This is a genomic window from Kitasatospora purpeofusca, assembly GCF_036010405.1.
Classification (GTDB): domain Bacteria; phylum Actinomycetota; class Actinomycetes; order Streptomycetales; family Streptomycetaceae; genus Kitasatospora; species Kitasatospora purpeofusca.
In genome coordinates this window covers 6,936,142-6,954,812 of record NZ_CP108561.1, presented here as the reverse complement: position 1 = coordinate 6,954,812, position 18,671 = coordinate 6,936,142, and the positions used below count along the sequence as shown (strand labels likewise).

Below are 18,671 nucleotides of genomic sequence, written 5' to 3'. Positions count from 1 at the left end.
GGACCCACGTCACAGCCCAGTCCACTGGCCGGGACCCGGCCGGGCCAGCAGGACACGGCCGTACGGGTTGCCACGTGAGGAAGGTCGCACCGGGTCCGTCGGAACGAGACTGCCAGAACGGACGGGTCCTCACACGGGGATCGCGGGCTCCCGTCGGGCGAGCAGCTCCCAGAAGCGACCGGCCGGCGGGACCACCGCGTCGGACGGCGCGGCCGCCCCCTCGGCGGGCCCCCAGCCGCCGGCCCCCCAGTGGGCGGGCACCTGCCGCTCCTCCTGGAGCACGGGCAGCACCGCGTCGAGGTCCGCCCGGTCCACCGGCACGATCCGGACGATCGCGCCGGCCTGCGCCTGCCAGCGGCCCTCGACGCAGCGCCGCAGCCGCCGGTCCAGCTCCTCCCGGCGGCCGGTCGCGGCGACCAGCTCCCGGAGGGTCAGGCCCAGCACGTGCGCGAGCGCGGCCGTCGGCCCGGCGTCGCCGTCCCACCACCCGGTGGCCTCGGCCCGCCGGTACTCCCCGGCCGGGACGCCGATCCGGCGGGCCGCGCCGTCCGGGCTCAGCTCACGGGCGAGCCGGAATTCCCGCAGGCTCGCCGGGCGGACGCCCATCAGCCGCTCGGGCGGGCACCACAGCGCCCGGGCCAGCGCGAGGAACTCCTCCTCGCCGGGGGGCGGCCCGCCGTTCTCCCAGCCGAGGACGTGGGCCGGGAGCAGCCTGACACCGTGCGCGGCCATCCCTTCGGCGACCTGTTCCGGGGTCAGGCCGAGGGCGGCGCGGTGGGCGCGGACGGCGGCGGGCGAGAACGGCACCGGCGGCGGCGGGGCGGGCGGGGCCGACCGGGCCGGACGTGCGAAGAGGTGGGGGCGCTGGGGTCGCATGGGTCCCGACGCTAGGCGCGGCGCCGGGTGGTGCCCCAGCCGACGAACGCACGAAGCGGGCCGGGCGCGCCGCCCGGCGGGGGTGGAGGATCGCACAGCGGGGCGCGGTCCGGCGGCGGGCGGGCTCGGAGGTAGCGACGGGGGAACAGCGGGCGGCGGCGGGTGGCGGGGCGGGCGGCGGGGCGGGCGCCCGGACTGCTGTCAGCAGGGCTCCGGAAGGGCTCCGGCGTGTGACCAACCCCTCCGCGACCTCGGTTGACTCCCCCTTCGGGCCCGTGATGGGATCCTTCAGCCATTACGGAGGCAAGCAGAGGAAGCCGGTGCGAGTCCGGCGCGGTCCCGCCACTGTCACCGGGGAGCACGACCGGAGTTCAGCCACGGAGGGCCGTTTACGGCCGCCGGAAGGCCCGGGAGCGCGTCCGACCCGGGAGCCAGGAGACTCTCACCCCCGGTACGTCGATCCAGGGCGCGGACCCTGAGTGAGGACACGCACGCGATGCAGGCTGCCCCGCCGGGCCGGGACGTCCCCCCGAGCGCACCAGCGACCACGCCTCCCACCCTGCCCTGCGCCACGCCGTGCGCCCGCTGACCCGGGCCGCCGCGTTCGGCGCGGGCGCCGTCGCCGGGTACCTGGCCGACTCCCGGTTCGGCGACCCGCGCCGCGGCCACCCGGTGGCCGGCTTCGGCGGCGCCGCCGGCCGGCTGGAGCGGTTGCTGTGGCGCGACGACCGCGCCGTCGGCACTGCCTTCACCGCGCTGTGCGTGGGCACCGTCGCGGCCGGCGCGGTGGCCGCCGACCGGCTGCTGGGCCGCCGTCCGCTCGGCCGGGCCGCGCTCGCCGCCGCCGCGACCTGGACGGTGCTCGGCGGCACCTCGCTGACCCGGGAGGCCCGCACCGTCGGCCGCGCGCTGACGGCCGGTGACCTGACGGCGGCCCGGGAGCGGCTGCCGCACCTGTGCGGACGCGACCCGAGCGCCCTGGACGAGCAGCAGATCGCCCGCGCGGTGGTCGAGTCGGTGGCCGAGAACACCGCCGACGCCGTGGTCAACGCCCTGGTCTGGGGCGGCGTGGCCGGCACCCCGGGGCTGCTGGCCTTCCGCGCGGTGAACACCCTGGACGCGATGGTCGGTCACCGCTCGCCGCGCTACGCCCGGTTCGGCTGGGCCTCGGCCCGGCTGGACGACGTGGCGGGCTGGCCGGGCGCCCGGCTGACCGCGCTGCTGACGGTGGCCGCCGCCCCCGAACCGCGCACCGCCTGGCGGGTCTGGCGGCGGGACGGCTCCGCGCACCCCAGCCCCAATGCCGGCCAGGCCGAGTCCGCCTTCGCCGGCGCCGTCGGCGTCCGGCTGGGCGGGACGCTCCAGTACGGCGAGCGCACCGAGCACCGGCCGGTGCTCGGCGAGGAGCTGCGTCCGGTCGGGGTGGACGACATCGAGCGGGCCTGCGTGCTCTCGCGGCGGGTGGGCGCGCTGGCCCTGGGTACGACGGTCGCCGGGCACCTGCTGCTGCGGGCGGCTCTGATCAGGAAGCGGAGGGACCGGGCATGAGCAAGGCACTGCTGGTCGCCGGGACGACCTCGGACGCCGGCAAGAGCGTGGTCACGGCGGGCATCTGCCGCTGGCTGGCGCGGCAGGGGGTCGCGGTCGCGCCGTTCAAGGCGCAGAACATGTCGCTGAACTCCTTCGTCACCGCCGACGGCGCCGAGATCGGCCGCGCCCAGGCGATGCAGGCGCAGGCCGCCCGGGTCGAGCCGGAGGCGGCGATGAACCCGGTGCTGCTCAAGCCCGGCGCGGACGGCCGCAGCCAGGTGGTGCTGCTGGGCCGCCCGGTCGCCGAGGTCGGCGCGCTGGACTACCGCGAGCGCAAGCCGCTGCTGCTGGAACGGGCCCTGGAGTGCCTGGCGGACCTGCGCGCCCGCTTCGACGTGGTGGTCTGCGAGGGCGCGGGCTCGCCCGCCGAGATCAACCTGCGGGACCGGGACATCGCCAACATGGGCCTGGCCACCGCGGCCGGCCTGCCGGTCGTCGTGGTCGGGGACATCGACCGGGGCGGCGTGTTCGCGGCGATGTACGGGACGCTGGCGCTGCTGTCGGCGGAGGACCAGCGGCACGTGGCCGGCTGGTTCGTCAACAAGTTCCGCGGCGACGCGCGGCTGCTGGCCCCCGGGCTGGAGATGCTGCGCGAGCTGACCGGTCGTCCGGTGCTCGGCACCCTGCCGATGCTGCCGGACCTGTGGCTGGACGCCGAGGACTCGCTCGACCTGTCCACCGTCGTCGACCGGACGGCCGCGCGCGGCCCGCTGGGCGCCGACGTGCTGCGGGTGGCGGTGCTCCGCTTCCCCCGGCTGTCGAACTTCACCGACCTGGACGCACTCGCCCAGGAGCCCGGCGTGCTGGTCCGCTGGGCCACCCGGCCGGAGGAGCTGGCCGACGCCGACCTGGTGGTGCTGCCCGGCACCCGGGCCACCGTCTCCGACCTCGGCTGGCTGCGGGAGCGCGGCTTCGAGCCGGTGCTGAAGGCCCGGGCGGCGGCCGGACTGCCGGTGCTCGGCGTCTGCGGCGGCTACCAGATGCTGGCCGGCTCCATCGTGGACGAGGTCGAGTCGAAGGCGGGCCCGGTGGAGGGCCTCGGACTGCTGCCGACGCGGGTGCGCTTCGGGGTGGAGAAGGTGCTCGGACGGCCCGTCGGCGAGGCCTTCGGCGAGCGGGTCGAGGGCTACGAGATCCACCACGGGATCGTCACCGCGGAGGGCGGCGAGGCGTTCCTCGACGGCTGCCGGGTCGGCTCCGTCCTGGGCACCACCTGGCACGGCGCGCTGGAGAACGACGGCTTCCGGCGCGCGCTGCTGCGCGAGGTCGCGGCGGCGGCCGGCCGGGCGTTCGTCCCCGCGCCGGACATCTCCTTCGCCGACGCGCGGGAGGCCCGGCTGGACCGGCTGGGCGAACTGATCGAGGAACACGCCGACACCGACGCGCTGTGGAAGCTGATCGAGGGCGGGGTGCCGGCGGCCGGATCGCTGCCGCTCCTTCCGCCCGGAGCCCCTGGGGAGCATGCATGAGTGACGTCCGATACCCGTTCACCGCGATCGTCGGCATGGCCGACCTGCGGCTCGGCCTGCTGCTGAACGCGGTCTCCCCGGCGGTCGGCGGGGTGCTGGTGCGCGGGGAGAAGGGCACCGCCAAGTCGACCATGGTGCGCGCGCTGGCCGGGCTGCTGCCGTCCATCGCGACCGTCGACGGCTGCCGCTTCGCCTGCGACCCGGCCGGTCCCGACCCGCAGTGCCCGGACGGCGCGCACGACGGCGGGGCGTCCTCGCGGCGCCCGGCCGAGCTGGTCGAGCTGCCGGTCGGCGTCTCCGAGGACCGGATCGTCGGCTCGCTGGACCTGGAGCGCGCGCTCTCCGAGGGCGTCAAGGCCTACGAGCCGGGGCTGCTGGCCCGGGCGCACCGCGGCGTGCTCTACATCGACGAGGTCAACCTGCTCCAGGACCACGTGGTGGACCTGCTGCTGGACGCCGCCGCGATGGGCCGCTCCTACGTGGAGCGCGAGGGCGTGTCGGTGCGGCACGCGGCGCGCTTCCTGCTGGTCGGCACGATGAACCCGGAGGAGGGCGAGCTGCGGCCGCAGCTGCTCGACCGGTTCGGCCTGACGGTGGAGATCGCCGCCACCCGGGAGCCGGTGGAGCGCGCCGAGGTGGTCCGCCGCCGGCTCTCCTACGACGCCGACCCGGCGGTCTTCGCCGACCGCTTCGCCGCTGAGGAGCGGGCGCTGGCGGACCGGATCACCGCCGCCCGCGAGCTGCTGCCGAGCGTGGAGCTGACCGACGCGGCGCTGCGCCAGATCACCGCCGTCTGCGCGGCGTTCGAGGTGGACGGGCTGCGCGCGGACATCGTGATGGCCCGGACCGCCGTCGCCCTGGCCGCCTGGGCGGGCCGCACCGAGGTGCTGGCGGAGGACGTCCGCAAGGCCGCCCAGCTGGCGCTGCCGCACCGGCGGCGGCGCAACCCCTTCGACGCCCCCGGGCTGGACGAGGAGCAGTTGGACCGGATCCTGGAGGAGCACGCCGAGCCGGAGCCCGAGGAGCCGCAGCAGCCGCAGGAGCCGGAGGAGGACCCGGACCCGGAGGGCGGCCCCGAGGGCGACGGTCCCGAGGGTGACGGTCCGCAGGACGGCGGCCCCGACGGCGGCGGTGGCGGCGCACCCGAGCCGTCCGGCCAGGACGGCCCCGACGGCCCGCCTGCCGAGGCGACGGACGCCCCGGCCCAGGACGACGCCCCCGCCCCGCAGCCCGTCCCGCTCCAGCCCCCGTCCCCCGCCCGGGAGACGGCCCCGGTCGCGGCCGGCGACCCGTACCGGACCCGGCTGTTCTCCGTGGACGGCACCGGGCGCGGCGCCCAGGGCCGCCGCTCCCCCGCCGAGACCGACAGCGGCCACACCATCAGGGCCCGCCGCCCGCGCGGCCGCCTCGCCCGGCTGCACCTGAGCGCCACCCTGCGCGCCGCCGCCCCGCACCAGCTGGCGCGCGGCCGGTCCGCGCGGGCCCTGGTGCTGCACAAGGACGACTTCCGCGAGCAGGTCCGCCAGGGGCGGGAGTCCAACCTGGTGCTGTTCGTGGTGGACGCCTCCGGCTCGATGGCGGCCCGGCAGCGGATGACCGCCGTCAAGGGCGCGGTGCTGTCGCTGCTGATGGACGCCTACCAGCGCCGGGACAAGATCGGCATGATCACCTTCCGGGGCGCCGGCGCCGAGCTGGCGCTGCCGCCCACCTCCTCGGTGGAGGTCGGCGCGGCCCGGCTGGAGTCGCTGCCCACCGGCGGCCGCACCCCGCTGGCGGCCGGTCTGCTGCGGGCGCACGAGGTGCTGCGGGTCGAGCGGCTGCGGGACCCGGACCGCCGCCCGCTGCTGGTCGTGGTGACCGACGGCCGGGCCACCGGCGCGCGGGACGCCGTCGCGCAGTCGCACCGGGCGGCCGGGCTGCTGGCCGGTCAGGGCGTGGCGAGCGTGGTGCTGGACTGCGAGTCCGGCCCGGTCCGGCTCGGCCTGGCCCGCACGCTGGCCGACCGGCTGCGCGCCACCGCCGTGACCCTGGACGAGCTGCGCGCCGACGGTGTCGCCTCGCTGGTCCGCGACAGCCGCGGCGAGCGCCGTCCGGGCGTCCCTGCTTCTGCTTCTTCCAGTGCTTCTGCTTCGCGAAAGGCGGCCTGAGCCGACATGCCCAAGGGTGTCCCCGAGAGCGTCCCCGAAGACGGCCTGACGACCCGTCAGCGCCGTACCCAGCCGATCACCGCCGTGCACACCGGGCCCGGCAAGGGCAAGTCCACCGCCGCCTTCGGCATGGCCCTGCGGGCCTGGAACCAGGGCTGGTCGGTCGGGGTGTTCCAGTTCGTGAAGTCCGCCAAGTGGAAGGTCGGCGAGGAGAACGCGCTGCGCGTGCTCGGCGCCTCCGGCGAGGGCGGCACCGTCGACTGGCACAAGATGGGCTCCGGCTGGTCCTGGATCCAGCGCACCGACGCGATGGAGCTGGACAGCGAGGCGGCGGCCAAGGAGGGCTGGGAGCAGGTCAAGCGCGACCTCGCCGCCGAGACCTACCGCTTCTACGTGCTGGACGAGTTCACCTATCCGATGCACTGGGGCTGGATCGACCCGGCGGAGGTGGTGGCCGTGCTCAAGGACCGCCCGGGCAGCCAGCACGTCGTCATCACCGGCCGGTACGCGCCGGAGCTGCTGACCGACGCGGCCGACCTGGTCACCGAGATGACCAAGGTGAAGCACCCGATGGACGCCGGACGCAAGGGCCAGCGCGGCATCGAGTGGTAGCCCGCCGGGTCGGTCGAACCCGCCGGACGTCCTGGTAGTACAGCGAGAGAAGAAGCAGCAGCACCGTGAACATCCCCCGTCTCGTCGTCGCGGCGCCCTCCTCGGGCGCCGGCAAGACCACGATCGCCACCGGCCTGATCGCCGCGCTCGCCGCCCGCGGGCTGGCCGTCTCGCCGCACAAGGTCGGCCCGGACTACATCGACCCGGGCTACCACGGCCTGGCCGCCGGCCGTCCGGGCCGCAACCTGGACGCGTTCATGTGCGGGCCGGAGCGGATCGCGCCGCTCTTCCTGCACGGCGCGGCCGGGGCGGACGTGGCGGTGGTCGAGGGTGTGATGGGTCTGTTCGACGGCGCGTCCGGGCGCGGCGAGCTGGCGTCCACCGCGCATGTGTCGAAGCTGCTGCGGGCGCCGGTGGTGCTGGTGGTGGACGCCTCCTCGCAGTCCCGGTCGGTGGCGGCGCTGGTGCACGGCTTCGCCTCCTGGGACCCGGAGGTCCGACTGGCCGGGGTGATCCTCAACCGGGTCGCCTCCGACCGGCACGAACTGCTGCTGCGCGAGGCCCTGGAGGAGGGCTCCGGGGTGCCGGTGCTGGGCTCGGTGCGGCGCTCGGCGGCGGTCGCCACGCCCTCCCGGCACCTGGGGCTGATCCCGGCCGTCGAGCGCTCGGCGGAGGCCCTGCGGGCGGTGGCCGACATGGGCGAACTGGTCGCCGCCTCGGTGGACCTGGACGCGGTGCTGGCGCTGGCCCGCACCGCCCCGCCGCTGACGGCGGAGCCGTGGGACCCGGCCCGCGAGGTGGCCTCGTTGGGCTCCGATGCCGGTGCTGCCCCCGGTGCCGCCGCCGGTGCGGTCCGGCCGAGGATCGCGGTGGCCGGGGGCGCGGCGTTCTCCTTCTCGTACGCCGAGAACACCGAACTGCTGACCGCCGCCGGCGCCGAGGTGGTGCCCTTCGACCCGCTGCACGCCGACGCCCTGCCGGAGGGCACGGCCGGCCTGGTGATCGGCGGCGGCTTCCCCGAGCTGTACGTCCGGGAACTCAGTGCGAACGGGCAACTGCGGGCAGCGATCGCCGCGTTCGCCGCCTCGGGCGGACCGGTCTCGGCCGAGTGCGCCGGGCTGCTCTACCTCGGGCGGGAGCTGGACGGCCTGCCGATGTGCGGGGTGCTGGACACCTCGGCCCGGATGACCGAGCGGCTGACGCTCGGGTACCGGGAGGCGGTCGCACTGGAGGACTCGATGCTGTTGCCGGGCGGGGCCCGGCTGCGCGGGCACGAGTTCCACCGGACGGTCTGCGAGCCGGAGCACGGCGAACGGCCCGCCTGGGGCTGGCGACTGCCGACCGGTCTGCACTTCGAAGGATTCGCGGGCGCGACGGGCGCCGAGAATGTTCACGCTTCGTATCTGCATCTGCACTGGGCGGGATACCCGCAGCTCGCCGCCGCCTTCACCGCGGCGGCCGCCGCGCACCGGGCCGGCTGAGCGGGCCGGCGGCGGATCCGACGACCCCTCGGGTCTGGTCTTTTGGCCGTCCGGAGCGTCAGAATAGGGACAGACAACCGCATATCGCCCTTTTCGCAACCGGTACCGGCCAGACCCGACCGCCTTTCGGCGAGCCGACCGATTGCCGGCGACCGCCTACTCGACGGGGCGCCGAACACGTCCCCGCGGCGCCGTACACGCCCCGGCGGGGTGAACAGGCTCGAAGGAGCCGTCACCATGCGTCATAACTTAACCCCGCTGCATCACCACCCCACCCCCGTCGACCTCCCCCACGACCGTCCGCACGCCTGCCCCGTCCCGCTGTCACCGGACGCGCTGGACGAACTCCATGACGAGTACCAGGACCTGGTCGCGTCCCGGCGCCTCCCGAACGGCATCTCCTTCGGCCAGTACTACCGTGTCCTGCGCACCCAGTGGCGCGGCGAGAACGTCGTCGGCCTCGACGACGGCGCCCTCCGCCCCGGTCCGCGCAGCGACGCCCAGCTCATCGACCACCCGTCGGAGAAGCTCAAGGGCGTCGTCCCCACCCTGGTACTGCTGGTGGACTTCCCCGACCAGCCGCACGACCCCGCCCACACCGTAGAGCACTTCGAACAGTTGCTGTTCAGCTCCGGAGCGTTCCCGACCGGCTCGATGCGCGACTACTACCACGGCGTCAGCGGCTTCGATGCCGCCGCTCCCACCAACGGCGGCATCGACGTCCAGGGCGAGGTGCACGGCTGGTTCCGCCTGCCGCACCCGCTCTCGTTCTACGCCAACGGCCTGTCCGGCCAGGACTCCGCCCACTTCCCCAAGAACGAAGTGGGCATGGCCGCCGACACCCTGAAGATCGCCCGCCAGCAGGGCGTGAAGTTCCCCGAGGAACTGGACGTGCTGGGCGAGGGCATCGTCACCGCGCTGTTCATCGTCCACGCCGGCCCCGGCGCCGAGGCGGTCCCGAAGGCCCAGCGGCCGGGGGCCCTGTGGAGCGCCAAGTGGAGCTTCACCCCCGGCTTCCCGACCGATTCGAGCCTGACCGTCCAGACCTTCCTGACCGTCCCCGAGGATTGTCGGGTCGGCGTCTGCTCCCACGAGTGGGGCCATCTCGCGGCCCGCTGGGCCGACTTCTACGACACCGGCAACCCGAACGTGGATGCGGTCTCCAGTGGCCTCGGCGACTACTGCCTGATGGCCTCCGGCTCCTGGGGCGGCCCGGACCGGCAGCACGCCGGCGACCGGCCGGTGTACCCGAACGGCATGCTCCGGATGTTCCACGACTGGACCCAGCCGCAGAAGATCACCAGCACCGTCAAGGACATCGTGCTGCGCCCCGTCTCCGAGGGCGGCGACATCCTGGTCGTCCGCAGCCAGCGGATGCAGCCCAAGCAGTACATCGTGGTCGAGTACCGCCGGCAGAGCGGCCAGGACGCCTTCCTGCCGGACCAGGGCATCGCCGTCTACGCGGTGGACGAGTCCATCGACAACGTCAACGACGAGAACCACCTCGCCATCGAGCTGATGCAGGCCGACGGCCGCCGCGACCTGGCGGACGCCGTCATGCCCAACCGCGGCGACAAGAACGACCTCTACCCGTCGCTCGGCAACAACCTCCTCGGCGAGCACAGCACCCCGGCGCTGAACGAACCCGACGGCCACTGGAGCGGCGTCACCATCGAGGTCGCTGGAACGCCGGGGGACGACCGGATGGAGGTCAGCGTGACCGTCGAGTGAGGCGCCGAACACACCACCCGCTCCGCTCCGGGAGCATCCGAACGACCGTGGGCCGCCCGGAGCGGACCGGGACGACCGCCGCCCCGCCCGCCGTTCCGGGCGGCGGCCCCGCCGGTGGCTCCGGCGGAGCCGCTCCGGTACGGACCGAGAGGCCGGCCCGGGCAGCGGCGGCGGTCCCGTCCCCCTGATCCGTCCCGCGTCCGGGACGGATCAGGGGGACGGGTCCTCGTCGGCTGCGAGGTCGGCCGGGAGGTCGGGGGCTTCCGGGAGGAGCAGGGTGGCGACGGCGCCGCCGGTGGGGTGGTTGGTGAAGGTCAGGGCGGCGCCGATGACGCGGGTGTGGCCCTGGGCGATGGTGAGGCCGAGGCCGTGGCCGCGGCCGCGTTCGCGGACGCTGGTGCGGAAGCGCTGGGGGCCGTCGCGGAGGAGTTCGGCGGGGAAGCCGGGGCCGTGGTCGCGGACGGTGAGCCGGTGGCCGTCGACGTGCAGGAGGATCGGGCCGCCGCCGTGGCGGTCGGCGTTCAGGAGCAGGTTGCCGAGGATGCGGTCCAGGCGGCGCAGGTCGGTGCGGACCGAGGCGTCCGCCGCCATCTCCACCTCGACCTCCAGGCCGGTCAGCGCCACGGTGCGGCGCACCGCGCGCTCCAGCGGCACCGCCGAGAGGTCGGGCAGTTCGACGTCGGCGTCCAGCCGGGACACCTCCAGGAGGTCCTCGACCAGGGCGCGCAGGGCCTGGACCCGGTTCTGCACCAGTTGGGTGGGCCGACCCGGCGGCAGCAGTTCGGCCGCCGTGACCAGCCCGGTCAGCGGGGTGCGCAGCTCGTGCGCGACGTCCGCGGTGAACCGCTGCTCGTCCTCCAGCCGCCGGTGCAGCTCCCGCGACATGAGGTCGACCGCCGCCGCGAGGTCGGCCACCTCGTCCCGTCCGTCGACGAGTTCGCCGATCCGGGTGTCGGTGCCCCCGGCGGCGATCGCCCGGGCGGCGGTCGCCGCCGTCCGCAGCCGGCGGCTGATCCGGTCGGCGACCAGCACCCCCGCCAGCACCGTGATGAAGACGGAGGCGACGACGGCGAGCAGGATGATCCGGTCCAGGTCCGCGATGGCCTGCCGGTCCTGGGCGAAGCCGACCCGGACGGACAGCACCTCGCCGCGGCCCCGGACCGGGGCCGCCGCCCAGACCGACTCGCCCGCGGGGCCCTGGGCCAGCAGCGACCCGCGCCGCCCCCCGGCGGCCAGGGCGCGCAGCCGGGCCGGTAGTTCAGGGTCGTCCAGCACGGCGTGCCGACGGCCGCCGCCGGTGAGTTCCTCGTTGCGCTCGTAGGAGCCGAGCGCCGCGTCCAGGGCGGTGACGGCGGAGTCCCGGGCCTGGTCGACGTGCTGGCGGACCATCGCCTGGTGGACGAGCAGCCCGACCGCGACCGCGACCAGGACGGAGATGGCGGCGACGGCGGTGGCGATCTGGCGGCGCAGGGTCATTCGGCCCGCCTGAGCTTGTAGCCGAAGCCCCGGACGGTCTCGATCCGGCCGGCGCCGATCTTGGCGCGCAGCCGCTGGACGTGGACGTCGACCACGCGGGTGTCGGCGCCCCACTCGTAGTCCCAGACGCGTTCCAGCAGGACGGCGCGCTCCAGCACGATGCCGGGGGCGGCGGTGAACTCCAGCAGGAGGCGCAGTTCGGTCGGGGTGAGCGGGACGAGGGCGCCGTGCACCCGGACCTCCATGGAGTCGGTGTCGACCTCCAGGCCGTCGAAGCTGCGGACGGGGGTGCGGGGGGCGGGGGCGACCGGAGGAACCGGCGGGAGCGGCGGAACCGGGGGGACCGGCGGGTCGGCGGGTGCAGCAACGGACGCGGGCTCGGGCACGGACGCGGGCGCGGCCTCGGCCGGGACGACGCGGACGCGGCGGAGCACCGTGCGGATCCGGGCGACCAGCACGGCGCTCTCGAACGGCTTGACCACGTAGTCGTCCGCGCCCGCCTCCAGCCCGGACACCACGTCCACCGGGTCGGTGCGGGCCGACATCATCAGGATCGGCAGCTGGCTCTCCTCCCGGATCCGGCGGCACAGCCCGACCCCGTCGAGCAGCGGCAGCATCACGTCCAGCAGGACCAGGTCGGGCCGTACGGCGTGGAACATCTCCAGCCCCTCCAGCCCGTCGGCGGCCGTGGCGACCGGGAACCCGTAGCGTTCCAGCGCCATCCTGGTCGCCTCCCGGATCACCTCGTCGTCCTCGACGATCAGGATGCTCGGGTGGCCGGCGGCCGTGGGGCTCATGGCTTCGTCTCCGGGAGGGGCACGGCGGTGGGCGTGGCGCTGGGCGCCGCGGGGCGGGCGGTGTTGGGCTGCGGCTGCGGCTGCTTGCCGACGGCCGCGTCCGAGCCGACGCCGGCGGACGGGGAAGCGGTGGGCCGCGACGGGGCCGAGGGCTTGACGGGCCCGCCCCCGGCCCCTCCTCCGGACGTGGCGGTCGGGCCGGTGCCGGGCGGCTTCTCCACCGTCGGCTTCTCGGCGGTCGGCGGCGTCGGCTCGGGCTCCGGGGTCGGCCCGATGCCCTCCACCTTCTGGTCGGCCAGGGCCAGCCGCACCCCGTCCCAGCGGTAGAGGCGGCCGGTCCGGAAGGAGCCGGTCGGCTCGTACAGCCAGAGGTCGGTGCCGACCGTCTCGGCGCCGAACTCCTTCAGCAGGGAGACCCGGTGGATCGGCAGCAGCCGGTCGCCGGAGGCGGTGTAGACGTGCAGCACGACGGTGTCGGCGAGGCCGACGGCGACCAGCAGCTCGGGCCGGCCGTCCCCGGTGAGGTCGCGGTACTCGGGGGTGCGCAGCTCGCAGCCCGGGCACGGTTCGAGGACCCGCCGTTCGTCCTGGGTGACGCCGGGGTCCTTGGTGACCAGGGCGCGGACATCCACGGTGGTGACGTCCTGCCCGGGGACGGTGAGGTCGGGGACCGGCTGCGGCGCGGGCTCCGGGCTGCGGCTCCCGGTGGGCTCCAGCGGCGTCGGTGAGGAGGCGGTGGGCGCGCTCGGCCAGAGTGGCACGCGGGCCGGGGAGGGTGTGACGGGGGCGACCGCGCCGTTGTCGCGCAGTTCGCCGGGGGCGGCGCAGCCGACCGGGAGCGCGAGCGCGGCGGCGGCGAGGAGGACGGGGAGGAGAAGGGCGGGGCGGGGCCGTGCGGCGGTGCGGCGGGGGGCGGTACTCATCCTCCGGGTCCTTTCCTGTCCTGTGCGTGTCCTGGTACGTGCCCGGTGCCTGTCCGATCGCGCCCCGGCCGACGTGCCGGGCGCCCGGCGGGGACACCGCCGGGCGCCGTTCGGCCCCCGTCAGCCTACGGGCGCCGCCGGATCGGCCAGGACGACGATGTTGTCCGTCCAGTGGCCGTCGGCCCCGATCCGGCCGCCGCAGGTGATCAGACGCAGCTCGGGCCCCTTCGTGTTCCCGTACACCGTGTCGGTGGGGAACTCGCCCTTGGCGTACTGGAGCAGGGTGCGGACCCGGAAGTCCACCGTGCCGCCGTCCTCCCGCCGGACCTGGATCAGGTCGCCCGGCTTCAGCTTCGGCACGTTGTGGAACACCGCCGGGCCGTGCGCGGTGTCGTAGTGCCCGATCAGGACGGCGGGCCCGGTCTCCCCCGGTGTCGGGCCGTTGCGGTACCAGCCGACCTCGTCGGCGCGGTCGGCGGCCGGCACCTCGACCGTGCCGTCGGCGTTCAGGCCGAGACCGGTGACCGGGGCGTCCACCCCGGCCGAGGGGATCAGCAGCCGGGTCGGGACCGAGGCCGCCAGCGGGCGGGGGGCGGCGGCCGTCTCCGGCCCGGTGCCGGTCCGCGCCGTCGACGGTGCGGGCGGCACCGGGGCGGGCGCCGCCGGTGCGGTGGCGTCGGGGGCCTGCCGGGCCGAGGTCTCCACCCGGACCACCGGCGGCTCCGCGCGGCCGGAGACGGCCACGGTCGCGCCGATCGCCAGGCAGAGCAGCCCGGCCGCGCCGAAGACGCTCCGGTTCAGCCCCGCCCCGAGTCCGGCCCGGCGCCCGTGGCGGCCGTGCCGCGAAGCGTCCCGGGCCCGGCCGCCCCGCGCCGCCCGCACCCCGTCGCCGCCGTCCGGAGCGGCGGCGACGGGGTGCGGGGAGGACCCGGGGGCGTTGTCAGCCCCGCGCACCGGAACGCCGGCGCAGCAGCGCGAAGCCCAGGGCACCGGCGCCGACGGCGGCGACGGCGCCGCCGCCGACCAGCTTGAGGCCGGAGGAGTCGCCGGCCCCGGAGCCGTCGCCGGCCTGGGCGGCGCCCTTGGGCACCTCGCGCACCTGCGGCTTGGCGTCGCTGGGCGCCTGGGGCTTGGGCTGGACGCCCTCGGGCAGCGCGGTCGGCGTGGCGGTCTTCGCCTGCTCCTTGCCCTGCTCGACGGTGGGCGGGACGGCCTGGGCCGTCGGGGGCCGCTCCGGGTGCTGGGGCGCCTTGACGGCGGGGCCGCTGCCCGCCCCGGCGGAGGGGGCGGCCGGCGCGGGGGCGGAGGGCGTGGCGGTGGGCGTGACGGGTGCGGCGGCCGCGGAGGGGGCGGCCGGCGCGCCGCCGTCGGCCCAGGCCTGCCCGCCGGTGACGGTCGCCAGCAGGGCGGCGCCGGTCAGGGCGCAGACGGCCGTCAGCCGGGAGACGGCGGCCGACCGCCGGGCGCGGTTCGTGGTCGTACGCAGAGCCATGCGAGCTCTCCTTCATGGTGGTGACGCGGGCTCCGGCACCCTGTGGCCGGTGCGTCGGGACTGACGTTAGGAAGCCCGTGTCGCGGTCCCCGGCCGGTCGTGTCACAGCGCTTCATCGGCTGTGTAACGGTCGCCCGGCGGTCGGGCGAGGGGGCCGTGACACCCGTGCCGGCGGCGGGAAATTCGCTGGTGGCGGCCGGCGCGGGGCTCGTAGCATCCACGCGTGACCGACAGTGAGAACACACCCGGGACCGAGGACGGCATCGAGACGGCGGACCGGGAGGTGTGCTGGCGGGGCCGCGACATCGGGTTCGCGGTCGTCGACGTCGACGACGCCGAACTGCTGCAGCGCTGGCGCTCCGATCCCGTGGCCGTGCACCAGATCGGCTATTGGCCGCGCGCCCTGTCCGCCCTGCGCGATCGGCTGGAGCGCCAGCGGAACGACAACGAGCGGGACGACTTCCTGGTCCTGCTCCCGGACGGCACGCCGATCGGCCACATCTCGCTCTTCGACCAGGACCTCGCCGACGGCACGGCGGAGATCTCGCTGCTCCTGGACGAGCGGCACCGGGGCGGGGGCCACGGCCCGGCCGCGCTGGACGCGCTGGTCGACCTCGCCTTCGGGGAGCTGCCCCTGCACCGCCTCCAGGCCGTCACCCACACCGGCAACGCCCCGGCACTCGCGGTGCTGGCCGGCGCGGGCTTCGTCCAGGAGGGCGTGCGGCGCTCGGCCTGCCTCCACCGGGGCACCCGGTACGACGCCGCGGTGCTGTCCCTGCTCCGGCCCGAGTGGGAGGCGCTGACGCGGCCCCGGTCCTGGGATCTGTGATTCCCCGGGGCTGCGACCGGGGACGACCGCTTCCGACCGGTCCCGACCCGTCCTGATCGGAGTCGCGGAATGGACCTAGGTCGGAGGGTCCAGGCCGACCCGAACCGCAGCCGGAGGCCCGGGCGGCGTCCGGTCCGTACGGTGGCGGTATGAGCGTCGATCTCGACAAGTACTTCGCACGCATCGGATGGGACGGCGGACGCGCTCCCACCCTCGACACGCTCCGATCACTGCAACACGCGCACGTGCTGGGCATCCCGTTCGAGAACATCGACGTGGTGGTCGGCACCGTGCCCTCGCTGGACCTCACCGATCTGGAGGCCAAGCTCGTCGCCGGTTCGCGCGGCGGGTACTGCTTCGAGCAGAACACGCTCTTCGCCGACGTGCTCGAACAGCTCGGCTACGGCGTCACCCGGTACACCGGACGGGTGCGGGTCGGCGCCCGCCCCGGGGAGATCCGGCCCCGCACCCACCTGGTGCTGGGCATCGAGGTACCCGGGGGCGGCGAGGGGCCCGGCGACGGGCCCGGGGGCGGCGGGCGGTACCTGGTCGACGTCGGTTTCGGGTCGACCGACGCCCTGCTGGAGCCGCTGCCGATGATCCCCGGGCTGGTCCGGGAGGGGCGGGGCCGCCGGCACCGGCTGGTGCTGGAGGAGGCCGACGGCCCGGCGCCGGTGTGGGTGCTCCAGGCGGCCCGGTCGGGGGACACCTGGATCGAGCTGGTGGCCTTCACCCTGGACGCCGCGCCGCTGCCCGACATCGGCGTCGCCAACTGGCACGTGTCCACCCACCCGCGCTCGCCGTTCCGCCGTCTGTTCGTGCAACGGACGCACGCCGACGGGCACTTGGCCCTGGACGGCACCACACTCACCCGGACCGCGCGGGACGGCACGGTGACGGTGGAGCGGGTCGACGGCCCGGAGGCGCTGCGGGAGCTGCTGGAGTCCGAGTTCGGCATCACCCCGCCGCCCGGCGTCCGCCCGGAGCGCTGACCTGGGCAACAGCCTCCTCGGAGCGGCTCACCCGGTGCGGTAGGCGTCCACGAGGGTCTGGTCGAGGGTGTTGCCGCCGGTGCTGGTCGTCCAGTAGGAGTCGTACCACTGCCGGACCGAGCCGGCCTCGGCCCCGGGCCCGAGATGGGCGGTGCGCAGGGTCGGCGTCGCCTTGACGATGCTGGCCATCCTGGTCGCTCCCTCGTGCGTGACCTCGATGAACATCCCGCCGGTGAGGAAGGCCGCGGCGGCGTCCGGCGGCGTGACGTCGACGGGGGCGGTGGTCCGGGCGTCGACGGTGACGGTGGTGTCGCGGTCGAGGTCGAGCCGGGGCTGGACGATCCAGTCGGTGCCGTCCGGCACCCGGTCCGTCCAGAGGCTGCTCTCCAGCAGGTAGCGGCCGCCGGGCAGCCGCACGGAGGCGGTGCCGGAGGCGTCGTGGGGCTGCTCGGACCGGCCGGCGCCGGGGCCGGAGATCCCGGTGACGGAGGTCCGGTAGCGCGTCGGCACCCGGCCGTCCCGGCCCAGGTGGCGGATCGTCAGGGTGTACGTCGCGGGCTCGGTCGCCGACCCGGTCCCCCGCTCGGTCCCCCGCTCGGTCTCCGGCTCGGCGGCGAAGGCGGCGGAACCGGGGACGCGGACGGAGGCGACTGCCGCACCGCCCAGGGCGGCGGCGCCGGTCAGGACCCGGAGGACGCTCCGGCGCGGCAGGAGGGACGAAGTGGTCATGCCCTCTCCTGTCCGCCGGAGCACCGGAGTTCCCGCGATCCGGCGGACCGCTCCCGGCCCACCGCTCCCGGGCCGCCGCTCGGGCCCACCGCTCCGTTCAGCGGGTGCCGCGCGCCCCGGCGGTCAGGCTGCGGCCCAGGTCGAGCAGGCTCAGGCCGAACATCAGCACGCCCAGCGGCACGTGCAGCGCCGGGTGGTGGGTGACGCCCAGGACCACCTGGGCGGAGGCGAGGACGAGGAAGCCGGTCGCGTACAGGATCGGCCGGGCCGGGCCGCCGCCGGGCCGCCAGGCCAGGACCGCGGCGAGCAGGTAGACCATCGAGGCGCCGTACATCACCCGGGCGCCCACGCTGTGCAGCGTCTCGCCGTAGGAGGTGGAGAGCAACAGGCCTGCGGTGGCGGCCTGGTAGAAGATCGCCACGGTCTGCGCGGCGATGCTGGAGCGGAGGAGCGTGAGGCTGCGGCGTGCGGGCGGGGTCGTCGTCGTGGTGGCCATGGTGCGGTCCCTCTTCCTGCCTCGCGGCGGTGGGTCGGTAGTGTCCCGCTGGTTCGACGAAACAGGTCCGCGAAGTGTGAGGCGGGCGGCGAGGAACGGGGGCGGCACATGGGCGCGGACACGGGGTTCGACCGGGGCGCGGGGTTCGGGCCCGGGGCGGACGCGGCCGTCGGCGAGCGGCGGCACCTGGTCGGCCTCGCCTACCGGATGCTCGGCTCGGTGGCCGAGGCGGAGGACGCCGTGCAGGAGGCCTACGCCCGCTGGTACGCGCAGGCGCCGGAGCGGCGGGCGGCGATCGCCTCGCCCGGCGCCTGGCTGACGACGGTGCTCAGCCGGGTCTGCCTGGACGTGCTGGGCTCGGCGCGGGTCCGGCGCGAGAGCTACGTCGGCGAGTGGCTGCCGGAGCCGCTGCCGGACACGGCGGAGTGGGCGGTCGGGGCGGGCCGGACGGCCGATCCCGCCGACCGGATCACCCTGGACGAGTCGGTGGGCATGGCGTTCCTGGTGGTGCTGGAGTCGATGACCCCGGCCGAGCGGGTGGTGTTCGTGCTGCACGACGTCTTCCGCTACCCGTTCCCCGAGATCGCCGCGATCGTCGACCGGACTCCCGCCGCCTGCCGCCAGCTGGCCACCTCCGCCCGCCGCCGGGTCGGCGCCGCACCCGCCCCGGCGGCGGGCAGCGCCGTCGTGGTGCGGGAGTTCAGACAGGCCTGGGAGGCCAAGGACATCGGCGCCCTGGTCGGCCTCCTCGATCCGTCCGCGGTCATGGTCGCGGACGGCGGCGGACTGGTGAGCGCGGTGGTCCGGCCGGTCGAGGGCGGCGAGCGGATCGCCCAGTACCTGGCGCAGATGGCGGAGTGGGCCCCGGGTCTGGTCCTGCTGGACCGTCAACGGCCGCCCCGGCCTGGTCGCCCAACGCGACGGCACCACGGCCACGGTGGCGGCCCTGGACGTGACGAACGGCCGGATCACCCGCATCTGGGCGGTCCGCAACCCGGAGAAGCTCGGCCTCTGGACGGCGGCCTGACGAT

16 protein-coding genes, 1 pseudogene and 1 riboswitch are annotated in these 18,671 nt (G+C 75.8%); of the genes and pseudogenes, 9 read left to right on the top strand and 8 right to left on the bottom strand.

Features of this window, described 5'->3' with window-relative positions; translation table 11 throughout:
• Window positions 1-129: 129 nt before the first annotated feature.
• A complete protein-coding gene (locus OG715_RS30485; protein ID WP_266274078.1) occupies window positions 130-876 on the bottom strand; it encodes a helix-turn-helix domain-containing protein in 747 nt (248 codons plus the stop codon).
• A gap of 262 nt (window positions 877-1,138) precedes the next feature.
• Window positions 1,139-1,337: riboswitch (cobalamin riboswitch) on the top strand.
• 115 nt (window positions 1,338-1,452) lie between these two features.
• Here OG715_RS30485 and OG715_RS30480 point away from each other — a divergent pair.
• The 6 genes from OG715_RS30480 (at window position 1,453) to OG715_RS30455 (ending at window position 9,906) form a co-directional block, all read left to right on the top strand.
• Window positions 1,453-2,424, top strand: a complete 972-nt coding sequence (locus tag OG715_RS30480) for a cobalamin biosynthesis protein (RefSeq protein WP_266274079.1) — start codon at window positions 1,453-1,455, stop codon at window positions 2,422-2,424.
• The gene (locus OG715_RS30475) at window positions 2,421-3,935 is read left to right on the top strand and encodes a cobyric acid synthase (RefSeq protein ID WP_266274080.1); all 1,515 of its coding nucleotides are present in this window, start codon (window positions 2,421-2,423) and stop codon (window positions 3,933-3,935) included. The genes OG715_RS30480 and OG715_RS30475 overlap by 4 nt, the downstream gene beginning before the upstream one ends.
• The gene (locus OG715_RS30470) at window positions 3,932-6,082 is read left to right on the top strand and encodes a putative cobaltochelatase (RefSeq protein WP_266274081.1); all 2,151 of its coding nucleotides are present in this window, start codon (window positions 3,932-3,934) and stop codon (window positions 6,080-6,082) included. The genes OG715_RS30475 and OG715_RS30470 overlap by 4 nt, the downstream gene beginning before the upstream one ends.
• 6 nt (window positions 6,083-6,088) lie before the next feature.
• Window positions 6,089-6,694 carry a cob(I)yrinic acid a,c-diamide adenosyltransferase gene (cobO, locus tag OG715_RS30465; RefSeq protein ID WP_266274082.1) on the top strand — a complete coding sequence of 202 codons (606 nt, stop codon included), beginning with the start codon at window positions 6,089-6,091 and terminating at the stop codon, window positions 6,692-6,694.
• Between the two features lie 65 nt (window positions 6,695-6,759).
• Window positions 6,760-8,175, top strand: coding sequence for a cobyrinate a,c-diamide synthase (locus tag OG715_RS30460; protein ID WP_266274083.1), 1,416 nt, complete (start codon window positions 6,760-6,762; stop codon window positions 8,173-8,175).
• A gap of 237 nt (window positions 8,176-8,412) precedes the next feature.
• Entirely contained in the window at window positions 8,413-9,906 is a 1,494-nt protein-coding gene (locus OG715_RS30455; RefSeq protein ID WP_266274084.1) for a M6 family metalloprotease domain-containing protein, read from the top strand.
• Window positions 9,907-10,116: 210 nt separating this feature from the next.
• Here the strand turns inward: OG715_RS30455 and OG715_RS30450 are convergent, their stop codons facing one another.
• The 5 genes from OG715_RS30450 to OG715_RS30430 form a co-directional block, all read right to left on the bottom strand.
• A complete protein-coding gene (locus OG715_RS30450) occupies window positions 10,117-11,382 on the bottom strand; it encodes a sensor histidine kinase (RefSeq protein ID WP_266274085.1) in 1,266 nt (421 codons plus the stop codon).
• Window positions 11,379-12,179: a response regulator transcription factor gene (locus tag OG715_RS30445; RefSeq protein ID WP_266274086.1), complete on the bottom strand. Its 801-nt coding sequence runs from the start codon at window positions 12,177-12,179 to the stop codon at window positions 11,379-11,381. The genes OG715_RS30450 and OG715_RS30445 overlap by 4 nt, the downstream gene beginning before the upstream one ends.
• Window positions 12,176-13,102 (bottom strand): hypothetical protein, encoded by a 927-nt coding sequence (locus OG715_RS30440; RefSeq protein ID WP_266274088.1) that lies wholly within the window; start codon window positions 13,100-13,102, stop codon window positions 12,176-12,178. The genes OG715_RS30445 and OG715_RS30440 overlap by 4 nt, the downstream gene beginning before the upstream one ends.
• Window positions 13,103-13,222: 120 nt before the next feature.
• Window positions 13,223-14,056, bottom strand: coding sequence for a class F sortase (locus tag OG715_RS30435; RefSeq protein ID WP_266274089.1), 834 nt, complete (start codon window positions 14,054-14,056; stop codon window positions 13,223-13,225).
• On the bottom strand, window positions 14,043-14,594 hold the full coding sequence (locus OG715_RS30430) for a hypothetical protein (protein ID WP_266274090.1): 552 nt from the start codon (window positions 14,592-14,594) through the stop codon (window positions 14,043-14,045). Before OG715_RS30430 ends, OG715_RS30435 begins: the two co-directional genes overlap by 14 nt.
• Window positions 14,595-14,817: 223 nt before the next feature.
• On the opposite strand from OG715_RS30430, the gene OG715_RS30425 reads away from it, so the two are divergent.
• Together OG715_RS30425 and OG715_RS30420 are read left to right on the top strand one after the other, a co-directional pair.
• Window positions 14,818-15,423, top strand: coding sequence for a GNAT family N-acetyltransferase (locus OG715_RS30425; RefSeq protein ID WP_266274091.1), 606 nt, complete (start codon window positions 14,818-14,820; stop codon window positions 15,421-15,423).
• A gap of 149 nt (window positions 15,424-15,572) precedes the next feature.
• Window positions 15,573-16,415 (top strand): arylamine N-acetyltransferase family protein, encoded by an 843-nt coding sequence (locus OG715_RS30420; RefSeq protein WP_266274092.1) that lies wholly within the window; start codon window positions 15,573-15,575, stop codon window positions 16,413-16,415.
• A gap of 27 nt (window positions 16,416-16,442) precedes the next feature.
• On the opposite strand, the gene OG715_RS30415 is transcribed toward OG715_RS30420, so the two are convergent.
• Both OG715_RS30415 and OG715_RS30410 read right to left on the bottom strand, forming a co-directional pair.
• Complete coding sequence (locus tag OG715_RS30415) at window positions 16,443-17,144, bottom strand: hypothetical protein (protein ID WP_266274093.1); 702 nt, start codon at window positions 17,142-17,144, stop codon at window positions 16,443-16,445.
• A 97-nt stretch (window positions 17,145-17,241) separates the two neighbouring features.
• Entirely contained in the window at window positions 17,242-17,640 is a 399-nt protein-coding gene (locus tag OG715_RS30410; protein WP_266274094.1) for a hypothetical protein, read from the bottom strand.
• Window positions 17,641-17,748: 108 nt separating this feature from the next.
• On the opposite strand from OG715_RS30410, the pseudogene sigJ reads away from it, so the two are divergent.
• Window positions 17,749-18,667 (top strand): annotated as a pseudogene (sigJ, locus tag OG715_RS30405) (RNA polymerase sigma factor SigJ).
• Window positions 18,668-18,671: the final 4 nt, after the last annotated feature.